The organism is Rhodococcus sp. 2G, assembly GCF_001886355.1.
GTDB classification, from domain to species: domain Bacteria; phylum Actinomycetota; class Actinomycetes; order Mycobacteriales; family Mycobacteriaceae; genus Rhodococcus; species Rhodococcus pyridinivorans.
Window position 1 is genome coordinate 3,340,525 of sequence record NZ_CP018063.1, and the last position, 15,352, is coordinate 3,355,876.

Genomic DNA, 15,352 nt, shown 5'->3' on the forward strand with positions numbered 1-15,352 from the left:
GGAATTCCGGCCGAGGGTGAAATTCCGGGGTGAATCCGTGTTCGTTCTGCCCGAAACGTAACTCCGGTTGCTGGACGCGACGAACATGGCGCACTGCGCCACGCCGAGTCGGTCGCGTCAACTCCGACAACACGTCGGCGTCCACGGCCGACAACCTGTCACGGAATGTCCCGCAGGTCCTCGATGCGATGGTCGAACTCCCCCTCGGTGTCGTCGACCGAGTCCTCGACGCGGCCGTTCTCGAGCGGCCGGTACACGAAGACGGTGTTCAGTCCGACTTCGCGAGCGGCCCGCAGATCGTAGGGATGCGACGCGACCATCGCGGCCCGGAAGGGATCGACGCCCAGATACCGGCAGGTGCGCTCGTACAGGAAACGTTCGGGTTTGAAGGCGCCGAACAGTTCGGCCGTGAGGATGGCATCGGCCTCGAGCTGCTGGTCGCGGAAGAGCGCGATCATCGTGGCCATGTCCGTATTGGACAGTGTCGCCACCACTGCCTGCGAACGGAGTTCGTTCAGCCCGGGCCGCACGTCCGGCCATGCCTCGAGGCGTTGCCAGGCCCGCGCCGTCTCGACGCGCACGTCCTTGGGAAGGTCGATCCCGAACTGCTCGCACACGTCGCCGAGTCCGTCGACGTAGGAGTCCTGCACGCGATACCACTTCTCCACCGACTGGTCGAGACGGAGGATGCGTTCGTAGTAGTCGCTCCTCCAGGCCCGCACCAGGTCGCCCACGGTCGCCGGATCGGCATCGGGTCCGAGCGCATGGGCCACCGCCCGGGTGACCGGGGTGTAGAAGTCCATCAGCGTGCCCTGCACGTCGAAGATGTACGCGTCGTATCGGCTCACGCCTTGGAGCATGCCCGATCGCGCCTGCCCGAAACTGCTTTCCCGAACCCGCACGCCGATGTGACCCGCGTCGCATACTGGGACCGAAGCGTCGCCACGCTCCGGGGGTGCACCATGGACGACCTGGCGGAATTCCGTCACGATCTCGATCGCATCGAACACCGCGTCGCCGGTGAGGTGGTCGTCGGCCGCTCGCGGGTCCGGATCCTGGCCGGGTGCGTCGCGCTGCTGGTCATGGGTCTGCTGCTTCCCCAGGCCACTTCGGTGACGTCCCTGACGACCCTTCTGCGCTGGGACTCCGAGGCCGCAACCCTTCCCCTCCGTGTCTTCGACGTCTTCGTGGTGGTGTTCGGCATCCTCGTACCGCTCGTCGCATTGCTCCGCCGCCGGTGGGGTGCCGCAACGCTCGCGATGCTCGGTTCGGGGGCGGCGTCGATGGTGGGACTGTTCGCCGTCTGGTCACAGGCCGGGATGGTCGCCCACACCTCTCACGCACCGCACGTCGGCCTGTATCTGTGCTGGGGCGCGGTGATGGCATCCACCGCGGTGTGGTTACCCGTCGTGCTCTCCACCGCTCCCCTGCGCAGCGCCCCTCCGGTCACCTCCGGAGTTCTGACTCCCCGGCCCGGTCGCTGACCGCACCGTTCGCCGCTCGACAGTGGCGCACGACACGCTTGCGGTGCAACACTGTAATCAGTGCAACGCGCACAGGTTGATCGGTGCGACACGCACCGGGTCGCGTCCCGAGGAGGACATCATGCGACATTCACACATCCATGGATTCGGACGACCGGGCGGCTGGCAACAGGCAGACGTCCCCGACGCGAGCGATGCCGCCGAGTGGTTCGCCGGCAGGCTCCCCGACGACTGGTTCACCGGACCGCCCGACATCGAGATCGACAGAGAAGAGATCTTCGTCGTCGGCCCCCTCGGGGTACCCGACGGCACGAGCGACACCGAGATCGACGGACGCATCGCTCGATTCCGCGAGACCACGCGCGCCGACCGGATGCGCATCGCCGACGAGGCCGAGGCCCGCTACGGCCGCAAGGTGGCCTGGGGCGTGACGGTCGGCGACCGGACCGACCTGTTCACCCACCTCGCCGTCCCGGTCATGACGCGACTGCGCCAACCCGAACGGAAGGTGCTCGACACCCTCGTCGACGCCGGTGTCGCGCGGTCCCGTTCGGACGCACTGAAGTGGACCGTCAGGCTCGTGGGGCAGCACTCGGAGCAGTGGCTCCGGGAACTGCGCGAAGCGATGAAGAAGGTCGACGATCTGCGTTCCGAAGGTCCGCAGGTCTGACCTCCGCCACCCGGAGGACCCATTCCCGCGCTACCGTCACGGTCTCCACCGTGGCGACACCGCGGGGTGTGGGCGGGCGGCGTATGACGATCACGCGCACGCCCAGTTCATCGGCGGCGTCGAGTTTGCCGCGGGTGAGCGAACCACCCGAATCCTTCGTGACGAGGGTATCGATCCCGTTGTCGAGCAGCAGCTTCCGTTCGTCACTCGCCGTGTAGGGGCCGCGTCCGAGCAGCACCGACCAGCTCGGTGGCAGTTCGGTCGTCAGTGGATCGACGACGCGGACGAGCACGTCGTGCGCGGCGAGCGGTCCGACGAAGCGGTCGAGTGTCTGCCGTCCGGTGCTGAGGAAGATCCTCCGGCCGGTCGCGGCGACGTGCGCGGCGCCGTCGTGGTCGTCGACCCACGTCCACCGGCCGTGCGCGTCGTGCCAGCCCGGTCGTTGCAGGCGCACCAGTGGCACGTTCGCGGCGGCGCATGCCGCGGCGGCGTTCGCGCTGATGCCCGCGGCGAACGGATGGGTGGCGTCGACGACGGCTCGGATACCGCGCTCGGTCAGGTACCGGACGAGACCGTCCGCTCCGCCGAACCCTCCGATGCGCACCGGACCGACGGGCAGGCGTGGATTGCGGACCCGGCCTGCCAGGGAGGATTCGAACGCGATGTCCGCGTCGTCCAATGCCGCGGCGAGGGAACGGGCTTCCCCCGTCCCACCGAGGATGAGGACCGTCACCGCAGGGTTCCCCTCAGCACGGGCAGGGTTCGCTCGTCGGAGAGCATGGCGAGCAGAGCGTCCATGTCGAGATGTTCGTCGACGAGGTCCGCGAGCGCCTCGATGCGGACCTCGCGTGCGGCCGGGAAACTCACTTCCCCGGTGCGGATCTCGCGGCCCACCACCGCAGCGACCTCGCGTAACCACGCCCAGCGCAACGCGTCCCCTTCGAGGGCGCCGTGCCACATGGTGCCGAACACCGAACCCTCTCGGGTGCCACCGAGGAATTCGGTGCCACCGTCGACGGTGACGCGTCCGTGATGGATCTCGTATCCGGAGGCAGCCGCATCCAACGCTGACCCCCTCGGCAATCGGAGGGCCTTCTCGTGTCCGAACTCGGTTCGGGCCGGGAGCAACCCGAGACCCGCCGCGCTTGCGCCGGGAACACCCTCGACGCCGTGCGGGTCGTCGATGCGCGTGCCGAGCATCTGGAAGCCGCCGCAGATACCGAGGACCGGTCCACCTCGTCGGGCGTGGTCGACGATCGCGGTGTCGAGTCCTCGCGAGCGCAGCCACGCGAGATCCGCGAGGGTCGCGCGTGTTCCGGGCACGATCACGACGTCGGCGCCGGCGAGCGCTCGCGGGTCGTCGACGAAGCGGACCCGCACGTCCGGTTCGAGGCACAACGCGTCGACATCGGTGAAGTTGCTGACCCGCGGCAGCATCACGACGGCAATGCTCAGTGCGCCGTCACCATCGTGTGCGGGACGGGAGGTGAGGGCGAGTGAATCCTCCGAGTCGAGCCACAGGTCGCGTTGCCATGGCAGCACGCCGAGCACCGGGCGGCCGGTGAGCCGTTCGAGCGAGTCGAGTCCGGGCTTCAGGAGCGAGACGTCGCCGCGGAACTTGTTGATCACGAAGCCGCGGATCAACTGCTGATCCGCGGCGTCGAGCAGGGCCAGCGTCCCGTACATCGAGGCGAACACACCACCGCGGTCGATGTCGCCGACCACGACGGTCGGCATCGAACCATGTTGCGCCAGACCCATGTTCACATAGTCGTGGTCGCGCAGATTGATCTCGGCCGCGCTCCCGGCACCTTCGCACACCACCACGTCGAATCTACGCCGGAGGTCGTCGAAGGCACCGAATGCCGCGTCGGCGAGATGCTTTCGTCCACCGGCGAACTCACCCGCCTCCAGCGCTCCGGCCGGTCGCCCGAGAACCACGACGTGGCTGCGCCGGTCGTCGCCGGGCTTGAGCAGCACCGGGTTCATCGCGGCCTCGGGGATCGCACGGGCAGCCACTGCCTGGATCCACTGGGCGCGCCCGATCTCCGCGCCCTCGCTCGTCACCATCGAGTTGTTCGACATGTTCTGCGCCTTGAACGGCGCGACCTTCAGGCCGCGCCGCGCCAAGGATCGGCAGATCCCGGTGACGACCACGGATTTTCCTGCATCCGAGGTCGTTCCGGCGACGAGCAGACCCGAACCCATGCCGTCAGGCCGGGATCGTCACGCGACGGGACGCGCGTTCGGTGAGGTACGCGAAGACCACACCGAGCACCGCCCACAGGGTGAGCTGCACGGTGAACGACGCGACCCGGAACTCCCACAGCAGCGTCGCGGGGAAGCCCTCCCCCACCTCGTCGATTTTCGGCAAGGCGAGATATCCGAGACCCACCACGACGAGGAAGGCGACCGCCGGGCCTGCGATGCGGACGGTGTGCAGATCCTGGGCGGCTAGCGCCTTCGCCACCGCGACGGCCACGGCGATCGCGACGAGTCCGAGAACGACCGAGGCGAGCCACAGCAGGGTGCGTTGATCGATCGTGTCGGGATCACCGACGGCCGGCGGATTCGCCGGATACTTCACGAACGGGACGGCCTCGACGGCGAGCCACGCTCCGGCCGCCCCGAACAATCCGAGCTTCCAGCCCGGCATGTCGGTGAGGCGACGCGCGAAGTGCAGCACCGACGCGTAGAGGGCGCCGAACGCGAGACCGGCGAGAGTCGTCGCGAGGAACAGTCCGGCCTTCTGCCCGGTACGGTCGACGAGCGCATCCTCGCCGTGACTGTGACCGTGGGATTCCCCGGTGGTCGCAGCGTGGTCGTGGTCATGCGAATGCGCTTCGCCGGCAGCTTCTTCGAGCGCGATCGCGGATTCGATGTGGGGTTCGCCGACGACGAAGGCGACACCGCCGGCGAGCAGACCCGCGACGAGTCCGGCGAGCAGACCCCGCAGCAGCAGGTGGAGGTAGGTTCCGGGCATCGTGGTCCCCGTTCTCAATGGCACGGAAGACCGAGGAGATGCCGGCCGTCGTGCATCAGTTCGTGCATGAACATGCCGGTGCGCGAGATCGCGCCCTGATCGAATCCGACCAGGTAGAGAACGAGAAATGCCGCGACGATCACTGCGGCGAGAGCGACTGCGAGTGCGGCGGAGCCGAGCGACTCGTCGGGGGTATGGACAACAGCCATGACAATCCTCCTGGGATTTCGCGCCCCATTCGATTCCGTCATGTGCCGCGGGAGTTTTCTGGCTTCCGGAGATGTCGACATCTCCGGTTACAGTGGCGCGACCGCTCCGGCTTTCCACCGGATTGCCTACACCTCGGCACATCTTTACCGACGCACCTTCGCACCGCGCGTTGTGCGATGTCAAGCGGAGAGGACGTACCTGCCGTGACCCGATTGTTCGTCGTCGCACACGCTTCCACGCATGCGACGGAACAGGCCCGATTTCCGTGCGACGAACCGATCTCCGATCGGGGCCGCCGCGAACTCGGACGCTTCGCGGTGCCGGTCGTCGACCGGTGGGTATGTGCACCCGAGCGACGCGCGGTCGACACGGTCCACGCCTTCGGTGCCCCCGCCGAGATCGACTCCGCGCTGCGCGAGCTCGACTACGGCAGGTGGTGCGGGGCGGCGATGGGCGATGTGCCCGAGGGCGAGCTGGCGATGTGGCTGACCGAGCCGGCGGCCGCACCGCACGGCGGCGAGTCCGTCGAGGACCTCATCCGCCGGGTCGGCACCTGGCTGGCGGCACAGGATGACGGCTACGAACGGGTCGGGGTGGTGACACACCCGGCGGTCGTGCGAGCGGCGACGGTGTGCGCTCTCGACGCTCCGGCGGCGTCGTTCCGGAGGGTCGACGTGGGACCGCTGGACGTCGTCCGGCTCTACGGCGGGCCGGGTAGGTGGACTTTGCGGCCGAACCGATTCGCGCGGTGAGCTACCAGGTGACGTCCTTCTCGCACTGCTTGCCGTCGACTGTCGACTCCACCTGGACGGTGGCGTGCTCGAGCCCGTGCGACGACAGCGCGGTGCGCGCCGAGTCGAGGATCCACTGCGGGTCGTGGTCGCTGACGAGATGCACGGTCGCGACGTCCATGCCGGTGGTCAGCGTCCACACGTGCAGGTCGTGCACGCCGCACACGCCGGGCAGCGCGAGCAGGTCGGTGCGCAGCAGGTCGACGTCGAGATGCGCCGGCGAGGTCTGGGTGAGGATGCGCAGCGACTCGGCGGCCAGTCTCAGGGCGCGCGGCACGACCCACAGGGAGATGAGCACACCGACGACGACGTCGGCCAGGCTCCAGCCGAAGATCATGACGAGTGCGCCCGCGATGAGGACGCCGACGGATCCGACGGCGTCGGCGAGCACCTCCATGTAGGCGCCGCGCACCGCGATGCTGTCCTTCGCGTCGGCCCGCAGCATGAGCATCACGACGATGTTGGCGGCCAGTCCCGCGAGGGCGGTGACGATCATGGGCAGGCCGGGAAGTTCGGGGGCGTCGCCGATGCGGTCGATCGCCTCGTAGAACACCCAGCCGGCGACGCCGAGCAGCAGCACCGCGTTGACCATCGCGGTGAGGACTTCGGCGCGATGCCAGCCGAAGGTGCGCGAGGCCGCGCTGCTCCCGCGTCGGGCGAGGATGAGGGCGACCATGCCCATGGACACCCCGACGACGTCGGTGAGCATGTGGCCCGCGTCGGCGAGCAGGGCGAGAGAACCGATCAGGAGACCGACGAACGCCTCCAGTACGAAGAACGCTCCGAGGATGCCCAGCGCGAAGGCCATGCGCCGGATGACGGCGCGCGTGGGACCGGCGCCCTGACCGTGACCGTGGCCGACGCCGTGTGAGTGTCCGTGACCCGAACCCATCGAACTCCCTCTCCGAAACTCGGGCCATCGTATGCACGAATGCGCATATGTTTCAACGGCTACGTGCCCGGCGGGCTCGGAGGGCTTACTCGTCCGGGTCGTAGGCCGGATGTTCGACGGTGGGAGGAAGGGTCGCGATCGCGGTGATCCGCTTGAGTCCGGCGGTCTGCAGCAGGTCGACGATCAGCGACCTCATCTGCGCGAACACCACCGTCGCCGACACTCCTGCCCCGGCGATGAGTTCGGGATCCATCTTCTTGGCGATGCTGCGCAGCACACGTGCAGCCTCGGCCTGGTCGGGCTGCTCCCCCGGCTCCGCCAGAACCATCTCGCGGAGCACGTCCACCGCATCGGCCACCTCGGCGAACCGCTGCACGAGCCGCGGATCGAGGATCTCGTCGTCGCGGACGAGGGTCAACGACCGGCGCGCGAGCACGCGAATGTTGCGCATCGCGTGATCGATCGGGTCGGCGGCAGCCGTCAGGACCGCGAGACGCTTACGGCTGTTCCAGTACAGCGGCGAGATCCGGCTGATCTCCTTGCCGCCCTTGAGGTTGGATCGCATCGCGTCGATCGCGGGCTGAGTGGCGCGGGCCTGCCGCAGCGCTTCCTCGATCGGCTTCGGATTGTTCTCGACGAGGCCGGACTCCACCTTGCGCAGTACCTCGCTCGCGGTGGCGAGGATCTCGGCCGCATTGCGGCGCGCCCGCCGCACCGGATGCGTGGGAATGAGCGCGACCACTGCAATCCCCGTGAGCCCCCCGATGAGAGCGTCGACCATACGGTCGACACCCCCGGTGCCACCGGGCGGCAGAAGGGTGGCGACAAGCACCGCGGAATTACCCGCCTGCATCGAGAAGATCGGGCCGCTGTCGAGCGCCACAGCGGTACCCATCGCCATCATCACGACCAGTGCGATCTGCCACGGTCCACTACCGATGAGAGAGACGATCAGGTCGCCCACGCCGATCCCGACGGTCACACCGCAGACGAGTTCGACGGAACGCCGCAACCGGGCGCCGAGACCGAGCCCGAGGGAGACGACTGCCGCGATGGGGGCGAAGAAGGGCTGTTGGTGCCCGACCAGATCCTTCGCGACCCACCACGCCAGGCCCGCCGCCAGCGCGCACTGCACGATCGGCAGCGCCGATGTGCGCAGCCGTTCGAACGAGTCGGTCAGGCGTTTACGAGCTCCCTGACGGGTGGGTCGACGCCGGGTCGCCGCGGACAGTCTGTTCAACACAGACATGTACGGGCGTCTATTCGACGCCGAGTTCTTCCGCTGCCCGCGGGTCGCAGTCCTCGAGCAGGTCCAGGCAGCGGGCGTGCTCGTCCGACTCACCGATGGTTCGGGCTGCCCGGGCCAGGACGGCGACGCAACGCAGGAAACCGCGGTTGGGTTCGTGGCTGTAGGGCACGGGACCGAAACCCTTCCAGCCGTTGCGGCGCAGCTGGTCGAGACCGCGGTGATATCCGGTACGTGCGTAGGCGTATGCCTGGATCGTCTCGCCACTGTCGAGTGCGGCCTCGGCGAGGTACGCCCATGCGATCGAGGCGGTGGGATGGTCGGCTGCGACCTTCGCCGGGTCCTCGTTGTTCAGCAGGGCCGACTCCGCGTCGTCGTCGCCGGGGAGAAGGGTGGGCTGCGGTCCGAGAAGATCACCGAAAGACGTCATGGGGTCATTGTGCCCTTCCGTGGCGAAGGCTCGATAGAGTCCCCGGGTAACCGCAGGCCGTCGAGCGAGGTGCAGCACGTTGTCGGACCCGAAGAACGAAGAGTCACCCGAGCAGACTTCGACGACCCCTTCTGTCGAGACACCGGACGAGAGTGCGGAAAACGAACCCCCTGTCGAGCCGGCGGCGACCGACGAAGCAGCCGCAGAAGAAGCAGTATCCGAGGAGGCAGTGCCCCAGGATGCAGCGTCCCAGGATGCAGTGCCCGAGGATGCAGTGCCCGAGGATGCAGTGGGCGCGGGAACCGAGAAGGCCGACGAGCCGGCGGAGCAGGTCTCCGAGAAACCTGAGGAGCCGACCACCGATGCGGCGTCCTCGGGTGAGGACGCGAGCAGCGATGAGCCGGAACAGGCTGCAGACGAGAGCGTCACCACGGACGAGACCGTGGCGCTTCCCGTCGTCGAACCCGAGACCGTCGAGTCCCGCCCGACCCCCGAATCCGAGCCCGCGCCCGATGTCACCTCCGCCGATGCGCCCACGGTGCAGATCCCGGTCCGCAGCCACGTGCCGAAGGCGCCGCCGCAGCGCATCGCTCCGCGCCGTGAGGAACCGACGGTTCAGCCCGAGCCCGTCCGCGTCGCCGTCCAGCCCACGCCCACGCGCATCCCGCCGGCCCGCGACAAGAGCCGCGGTCGTCGGCTGATCGCTGCCGGAGCAGCGGCCGTGCTGGTGGTCGTGGCGATCGTCGCGGCCGGGGTGATCGTGTTCCTGAAGGACCGCGCCGACAACTCCCCCGAGAGCCGGATCCGCGCGAGCATCGACACCTTCGTCGGAGCACTCGAATCGGGCGACCTGGGGACTCTGCGGGAGTCGACCTGCGGAGCGCTCTCCGACTTCTACGAGACGGTCGATCCGGAGAACTTCCGCGACATCCACCGGCTCGCCGTCGAACAGGGCGAGATCCCGGTGGTGACGAGCGTCGATCGCATCCAGATCACCGAGGGCACCGCCATCGCGCAGGTCACCGCGCACACGGTGAACGATCCCGACGATGTCACCGATCGCACCTTCGACCTCACGCTCGACGGTGAGCAGTGGAAGGTCTGCAGCGAATAACGGGACGACAGCGACCACGAGTGTGCAGAAGTCGTCGTTCGCCCTCGGCGTGTCGCGAGGATTTCTGCACACCGTAGGGACGACGAAGGGCGCCGACGAGAACGTCGGCGCCCTTCTGGTATCGCGGTGGGGCCTTACTTGGCCGAGACCGAGCGTCCCGCCGACTTGAGGTCGTTGCAGGCCTCGATGACACGCTGCGTCATGGACGCCTCGGCCTTCTTGAGGTAGCTGCGCGGGTCGTAGGCCTTCTTGTTGCCGACCTCGCCGTCGATCTTGAGCACACCGTCGTAGTTGGTGAACATGTGTCCCGCGATCGGGCGGGTGAACGCGTACTGCGTGTCGGTGTCGACGTTCATCTTCACGACGCCGTAGCTCAGCGCCTCGTCGATCTCCGACTTCAGCGAGCCCGAACCGCCGTGGAAGACGAGGTCGAACGGCTTCGACCCCTCGGGCAGACCCAGCTTCTTCGACGCGGCGGCCTGGCCCTCGGCGAGGACGGACGGCTTGAGCTTGACGTTGCCCGGCTTGTAGACGCCGTGGACGTTGCCGAAGGTAGCGGCGAGCAGGTACTGGCCCTTGTCGGCGCCGAGCGCGTCGACGGTCTTCTCGAAGTCCTCGACCGTGGTGTAGAGCTTGTCGTTGATGGCGTTCTCGACGCCGTCCTCTTCACCGCCGACGACGCCGATCTCGATCTCGAGGATGATCTTCGCGGCCTTGGCGGCAGCGAGGAGTTCCTGCGCGATCTCGAGGTTCTCGTCGATCGGGATGGCCGAGCCGTCCCACATGTGCGACTGGAACAGCGGGTTCTGTCCGTTGTTCACGCGCTCCTGCGAGATCGCGATGAGCGGGCGGACGAAGTCGTCGAGCTTGTCCTTCGGGCAGTGGTCGGTGTGCAGAGCGATCGTCACGTCGTACTTCTCGGCGACGACGTGGGCGAACTCGGCGAGTGCCACGGCGCCGGTGACCATGTCCTTCACACCCAGGCCCGAGCCGAACTCGGCGCCACCGGTCGAGAACTGGATGATGCCGTCGCTGCCGGCGTCCGCAAAGCCCTTGATGGCGGCGTTGATCGTTTCGGACGACGTGCAGTTGATCGCCGGGAACGCGAAGGAGTGCTCCTTCGCGCGGGCGATCATCTCGGCGTAGACCTCGGGAGTCGCGATAGGCACAGCGGCTGTCCTCCAGATGAGAGTCGATCGGCACCCCACCGGGATGTGGTGGGTGCCCGGTTGTCCTTGCAGTATGTCAAGTGACACGTCCGTTCGATACTCGGGCCGTCCGGGGTGGGTGTCGGGATTCGGGGGGAGGTGGACGCCGCCGGTACCCTGGATCGCGTGACTGTGTTCGAAGCCTCGGAGTCCGTGACCAATCTGGCCCTGCTACCGGGGTTTCTGGATCCTGTCAATCTACTCAATTCGTTCGGTACCTGGATGCTCATCGGGTTGCTGCTCGTGGTGTTCATCGAATCCGGTCTGCTGTTCCCGCTGCTGCCCGGCGACTCGCTGCTGTTCACCGCGGGCCTGATCGCGGCGGCCAAGTCGGCGGAGGTCGAACCGTTCGCCCCGTTGTGGGTGCTGATGGTGACGATCCCCATCGCGGCGGTCCTCGGCGACCAGGTCGGCTATCTCATCGGCGCGAAGGGCGGAACCAGGCTGTTCAAGCCGGACTCGAAGCTCTTCAAGCAGGCCTACATCGACGAAGCGCACCGCTTCTTCCTGCGCCACGGACCCGCGATGATCTTCCTGGCACGTTTCGTGCCGATCGTGCGCACCTACGCCCCGCTCGTCGCGGGCGCCGCGAAGATGCCCTACCGCGTGTTCATCACCTACAACATCATCGGCGGCATCGTGTGGGGCGCCGGCGTGACGCTGCTCGGCTACCTGCTGGGACAGATCAGCTTCATCGCCGACAACATCGACATCATCTTCCTGGGCATCGTGTTCGTCTCGGTGATCCCGATCATCACGGAGGTCGGCAAGCGCGTGCTCAACTCGCGTCGTGCGGCCAAGAGCGGTGAGGCGCCGGCCGCCGAGGCCGCGACGATGCCGATCAACCGCATCGAGAGCACGTAGGAACGAACCTGGCACCACAGAAGGTGGATTCCGCCCGTCGCACGAACGGGTCGGAATCCACCTTCTTCCGTTTCAGGACCGCGAGGCCGCGACAGCGTAGGCCGCTTCCATGAGCATCCACCCGCCGAGCTGCACCGACATGTCACGTTCGGCGACGGCCGACTCTCGGACGGTGCCGCCCGCGAACCGCGCGACCGAGGTGCCCAGGCCGGGCAGCCGCGCCTGCCGCGACCAGTCGCGGCCGAAGACCGGCAGCTCCTCGACCTGCAGCCGGTTCTCCCAGGCGGCCTCCGCCGACGCCAGCACGATCCGTGCCGCGACGTTGCGGGCGCGGATGTCGTCGCGGTCGACGACGGGCAGTGTCGTGGCGACCATCGCGAGGTAGCGGGCCAGGATCCCGTTGAACAGTCCCCCGTCGCCGCCTCCCCCGCCGGTGACGACGCTGCGCTCGGTGAGTTGATCGTCGACCGCGGCGACGAGCGCGTGGACCCTGCGGCGATGCCTGGAGTCGTCGAGTTGCAGGGCGAGCTCGGTCTCGAGGCCGAGCGTCACCCCCTGGCAGTAGCTGTAGATCGCGCGTTCGTGCACGCCATCACGGATGCCGTCCAGGACGAGGCCCGTCTCGGGGTCGAGCAGCACGTCGTGGATCCAGTCGGCCATCTCCTCGGCGCGGTAGACCTTGCCGGTGCGGGCGAGCAGCAGCGCCGCCGGACCGTTCGCGGGGGCGTTGAAGAAGGTGTCCCGCCGGCGCCACGGGATGCCGCCGCCGCTCTCGGGTTGCCAGGCGTCGACGAGCTCGTCGACGAGGGTCGCGATCGCGCCGCGGTGGTCGACGTAGAGATGCCGTTCGGCCCGTTCGAGCGACAGGCCGAGCCACGCCATGTCGTCGTAGTAGTTGTTGGTCCAGCCGGTGAGGTTGCGGATGCGGTGGGTGCGTGCGAGCCGCACGACACGGCGCCGGCGGCGCGGGGTGGCGTCGCGCTCGGCGGCGTCGACGGCGGCGTCGATCAGGTGCGCCTGCCACCAGTAGTGCCAGGAGAGGAACAGTCGCTCACGTCGGACGGCGGGCCATCCGACCACCCCGAGCGCGGTGCCGGGCAGTGCCCAGAGACGACGGATGTGCCGCGACACGATCGCACCCTCCGCGGCGTCGGCCCGCTCCGACCACCGGGCGGCCTCGACTCCGTCCGAACGCTGTCCTGCTGCGGTGTTCATCACCCTCCACACTGCCCGACCGGCGGCCGCCCCGACGACGGTCCGCGCGACTTTCATCCCGGATTGCGGGGCAGGTGTTACCAGGCGTCCGAGAAATCGGCGTGCTGCCGGATCCACGCGTGCATTGCGATCCCCGCGGCGACACCCGCGTTGATGGACCGCGTGGAGCCGAACTGGGCGATGGAGACCGTCATCGAGGCGACGTTGCGGGCCGCTTCGGTGACGCCGGGACCCTCCTGCCCGAACAGCAGCAAGCAGCGGCGCGGCAGGGTCGCCGTCTCCAACCGGACCGAGCCGGGGGTGTTGTCCACCGCGACGATCTCGAGGTCCTGTTCGGCCGCCCACGCGACGAGCGCGTCGACATCCGAGTGGTGGAGCAGGTGCTGGTAGCGGTCGGTGACCATCGCTCCGCGCCGATTCCATCGGCGTCGCCCGACGATGTGCACGGTGCCCACGGCGAACGCGTTGGCGGTGCGAACGACCGTCCCGATGTTCGCGTCGTGGGCGAAGTTCTCGATGGCGACGTGCAGCGGGTGCCGGCGACGGTCGATGTCCGCGACGATCGCCTCGCGGGTCCAGTAGCGGTAGGCGTCGACGACGTTGCGCCGGTCGCCGTGGGCGAGCAGCTCGGGGTCGTAGCGCGGGTCGGTGGGCGGCTCGGTGCCGAACTCCTCGATCCACGGTCCGACGCCGTGCGGGTGCTCACCCCATTCGGTGGGGCCCGCCACGTCCTCGACGGCCGGTTCGGAATGCGTGTCGGTCACCGTCAGAACGTCTCGTTCGAACCTGCTGCGACGCGGAAACCGTGGCCGGTGGCGTCGTTGGTGCAGGTCACCTCGGCTGCGGTGGTGGCGCACGTGTAGCCGAGCTGCGACAACGACGATCCCGGCGGCAGGACGGGGCTCGCCCCGTCGGGCGAGAGGTAGACCGGTCCGCCCGAGCACACGAACTCGCCTTCTCCGGAGTCCTGTACGCGGATGCCGAGTCCCCAGTTGACCATGCAGTCCTCGGGGCGCGGCGGGATCGGATCGGTCGGTCCTTCGCAGCCCGCCTCGGTGCGGGTGGGCAGCCGGACGATGCCGCATTCGAAGGTGCCGTCGGCGCTGCTGAAGTAGTACGACTCGTTGCGCTGGTACTCGACCTGCGCGAGCGGAGCCGGTTCCTCCGGGGAGGTCTCCGGCTCGGGAGCTGGTTCGGTCGTCGACGGGGTCGCCTCCTCGGTGGTGCTCGCAGCGACCGTCGTGGAGGGGGTCGTCGAGGCAGCCGCGGAGGTCGTCGTCGACGTCGCTCCGGAGTCGGCCTCCGGCCCGTCCGCGGAGCCTCCGCATCCTGCGACGAACAGTGCCGCACCCGCGACGACTGCGACCGGCCACATCCGAATTCTCACGCAACACCCTTCCCGACGACGTGCGGGTGTCACTCTATCGAGTGGCGTCAGTGGCCGGTCAGGCGCCGGTTCACCAGGCGATTCATCCATCCGGGCGACACCTGGGCGAGCGTGGCGAGCACGGTCGCCTGCCGGCCCACGGGCCGATGCACCCGTCCCGAGCGCCGCGTGGGACGAGTCGCGTCGAACACCGCGCGGGCGACGTCGTCGGCGCCGAGGTTCACGCCCAGGGAGCGTCGCGAGCCGATGTCCATCCCGTCGACCATGTTCGTGTCGACGAACAGCGGCCACAACGCCTGCACCTTGATGTCATGGCGGGCCCACTCGAGTTCGAGTGCTTCGGTCAGGCCGCGCACCGCGAACTTGGTGGCGCTGTAGGTGGCGAGCTCGGGCTGTCCGTAGAGCGCCGACGCCGAGCACATGTTCACGATGTGCGCGCCGGGGGTGTCGCGGAGATACGGGAAGGCCGCGTGGCAGCCGAGGACGACACCGGTGACGTTGACGTCGACGAGCTGCCGGTGCCGGCTCGCCGGGGTGTCCTCGAACGGCCCGGACGACAGCAGCCCGGCGTTGTTGACGAGGACGTCGAGCCGGCCGTCGGTGCAGAACTCCTCGAGTACGCGGGTCCACGCGGAGGTGTCGGTGACGTCGAGGGCACCGGTGGCGATCTGCCCCGCGGTGACCGAGGCGCCTTCCTCGGCGAGGCTCGCGAGCCCCGCGGTGTCGATGTCGAAGGCGCCGACGCGGTAACCGTGACGGGCGAAGAGCAGGGCTGTGGAGCGGCCGATACCGGCGGCGGCTCCGGTGATCACCACGCTGGGAGCAGACATGGCATCACCCTAGTCACGGGCGGGAGCC

Annotated in this window: 18 protein-coding genes and 1 riboswitch; of the genes, 5 read left to right on the forward strand and 13 right to left on the reverse strand. The window is 68.4% G+C overall.

Annotated elements, in window-relative coordinates; translation table 11 throughout:
• Positions 1-158: 158 nt before the first annotated feature.
• Positions 159-860 (reverse strand): haloacid dehalogenase type II, encoded by a 702-nt coding sequence (locus BO226_RS15710; RefSeq protein ID WP_019291058.1) that lies wholly within the window; start codon positions 858-860, stop codon positions 159-161.
• 102 nt (positions 861-962) lie between these two features.
• Between BO226_RS15710 and BO226_RS15715 the strand changes: the two genes are divergently transcribed.
• Both BO226_RS15715 and BO226_RS15720 read left to right on the forward strand, forming a co-directional pair.
• Entirely contained in the window at positions 963-1,484 is a 522-nt protein-coding gene (locus BO226_RS15715) for an Rv2732c family membrane protein (protein WP_071935617.1), read from the forward strand.
• Positions 1,485-1,605: 121 nt separating this feature from the next.
• Entirely contained in the window at positions 1,606-2,154 is a 549-nt protein-coding gene (locus BO226_RS15720) for a hypothetical protein (RefSeq protein WP_024101881.1), read from the forward strand.
• Here the strand turns inward: BO226_RS15720 and BO226_RS15725 are convergent.
• The 4 genes from BO226_RS15725 to BO226_RS15740 are packed head-to-tail and all read right to left on the reverse strand — an operon-like array spanning position 2,057 to position 5,346.
• A complete protein-coding gene (locus BO226_RS15725; protein ID WP_071935618.1) occupies positions 2,057-2,887 on the reverse strand; it encodes a cobalt-precorrin-6A reductase in 831 nt (276 codons plus the stop codon). The two genes, BO226_RS15720 and BO226_RS15725, sit on opposite strands and share 98 nt — an antisense overlap.
• Positions 2,884-4,362 (reverse strand): cobyric acid synthase, encoded by a 1,479-nt coding sequence (locus tag BO226_RS15730; protein ID WP_071935619.1) that lies wholly within the window; start codon positions 4,360-4,362, stop codon positions 2,884-2,886. The genes BO226_RS15725 and BO226_RS15730 overlap by 4 nt, the downstream gene beginning before the upstream one ends.
• Positions 4,363-4,366: 4 nt before the next feature.
• The gene (locus BO226_RS15735; protein ID WP_019291054.1) at positions 4,367-5,137 is read right to left on the reverse strand and encodes a CbtA family protein; all 771 of its coding nucleotides are present in this window, start codon (positions 5,135-5,137) and stop codon (positions 4,367-4,369) included.
• Between the two features lie 14 nt (positions 5,138-5,151).
• Complete coding sequence (locus BO226_RS15740; protein WP_006552982.1) at positions 5,152-5,346, reverse strand: CbtB domain-containing protein; 195 nt, start codon at positions 5,344-5,346, stop codon at positions 5,152-5,154.
• A gap of 32 nt (positions 5,347-5,378) precedes the next feature.
• A riboswitch (cobalamin riboswitch) is annotated at positions 5,379-5,497 on the reverse strand.
• 53 nt (positions 5,498-5,550) lie between these two features.
• On the opposite strand from BO226_RS15740, the gene BO226_RS15745 reads away from it, so the two are divergent.
• Positions 5,551-6,099 carry a histidine phosphatase family protein gene (locus BO226_RS15745; RefSeq protein ID WP_083543652.1) on the forward strand — a complete coding sequence of 183 codons (549 nt, stop codon included), beginning with the start codon at positions 5,551-5,553 and terminating at the stop codon, positions 6,097-6,099.
• A gap of 1 nt (position 6,100) precedes the next feature.
• Here BO226_RS15745 and BO226_RS15750 read toward each other — a convergent pair whose 3' ends face one another.
• From BO226_RS15750 to BO226_RS15760, 3 genes are all read right to left on the reverse strand, one after another.
• Complete coding sequence (locus BO226_RS15750; RefSeq protein ID WP_006552984.1) at positions 6,101-7,030, reverse strand: cation diffusion facilitator family transporter; 930 nt, start codon at positions 7,028-7,030, stop codon at positions 6,101-6,103.
• A gap of 85 nt (positions 7,031-7,115) precedes the next feature.
• Positions 7,116-8,279: an FUSC family protein gene (locus BO226_RS15755; RefSeq protein ID WP_198040561.1), complete on the reverse strand. Its 1,164-nt coding sequence runs from the start codon at positions 8,277-8,279 to the stop codon at positions 7,116-7,118.
• 10 nt (positions 8,280-8,289) lie between these two features.
• Positions 8,290-8,706, reverse strand: coding sequence for a DUF3151 domain-containing protein (locus BO226_RS15760; RefSeq protein ID WP_006552986.1), 417 nt, complete (start codon positions 8,704-8,706; stop codon positions 8,290-8,292).
• A gap of 274 nt (positions 8,707-8,980) precedes the next feature.
• Here BO226_RS15760 and BO226_RS15765 point away from each other — a divergent pair, with 274 nt between their 5' ends.
• Positions 8,981-9,820, forward strand: coding sequence for an Rv0361 family membrane protein (locus tag BO226_RS15765; RefSeq protein ID WP_232237965.1), 840 nt, complete (start codon positions 8,981-8,983; stop codon positions 9,818-9,820).
• A gap of 134 nt (positions 9,821-9,954) precedes the next feature.
• On the opposite strand, the gene fbaA is transcribed toward BO226_RS15765, so the two are convergent.
• On the reverse strand, positions 9,955-10,989 hold the full coding sequence (fbaA, locus tag BO226_RS15770; protein WP_071935622.1) for a class II fructose-bisphosphate aldolase: 1,035 nt from the start codon (positions 10,987-10,989) through the stop codon (positions 9,955-9,957).
• A 165-nt stretch (positions 10,990-11,154) separates the two neighbouring features.
• Between fbaA and BO226_RS15775 the strand changes: the two genes are divergently transcribed.
• Positions 11,155-11,892, forward strand: a complete 738-nt coding sequence (locus BO226_RS15775) for a VTT domain-containing protein (protein WP_232237966.1) — start codon at positions 11,155-11,157, stop codon at positions 11,890-11,892.
• A 72-nt stretch (positions 11,893-11,964) separates the two neighbouring features.
• On the opposite strand, the gene BO226_RS15780 is transcribed toward BO226_RS15775, so the two are convergent.
• The 4 genes from BO226_RS15780 to BO226_RS15795 form a co-directional block, all read right to left on the reverse strand.
• Positions 11,965-13,107, reverse strand: coding sequence for a glycoside hydrolase family 76 protein (locus BO226_RS15780; protein WP_071936473.1), 1,143 nt, complete (start codon positions 13,105-13,107; stop codon positions 11,965-11,967).
• 77 nt (positions 13,108-13,184) lie between these two features.
• Positions 13,185-13,871, reverse strand: a complete 687-nt coding sequence (locus tag BO226_RS15785) for a TrmH family RNA methyltransferase (RefSeq protein ID WP_019291047.1) — start codon at positions 13,869-13,871, stop codon at positions 13,185-13,187.
• A gap of 2 nt (positions 13,872-13,873) precedes the next feature.
• A complete protein-coding gene (locus BO226_RS15790; protein WP_071935623.1) occupies positions 13,874-14,482 on the reverse strand; it encodes a hypothetical protein in 609 nt (202 codons plus the stop codon).
• 59 nt (positions 14,483-14,541) lie between these two features.
• Positions 14,542-15,324 (reverse strand): SDR family oxidoreductase, encoded by a 783-nt coding sequence (locus tag BO226_RS15795; RefSeq protein ID WP_024101893.1) that lies wholly within the window; start codon positions 15,322-15,324, stop codon positions 14,542-14,544.
• Positions 15,325-15,352 lie beyond the last annotated feature (28 nt).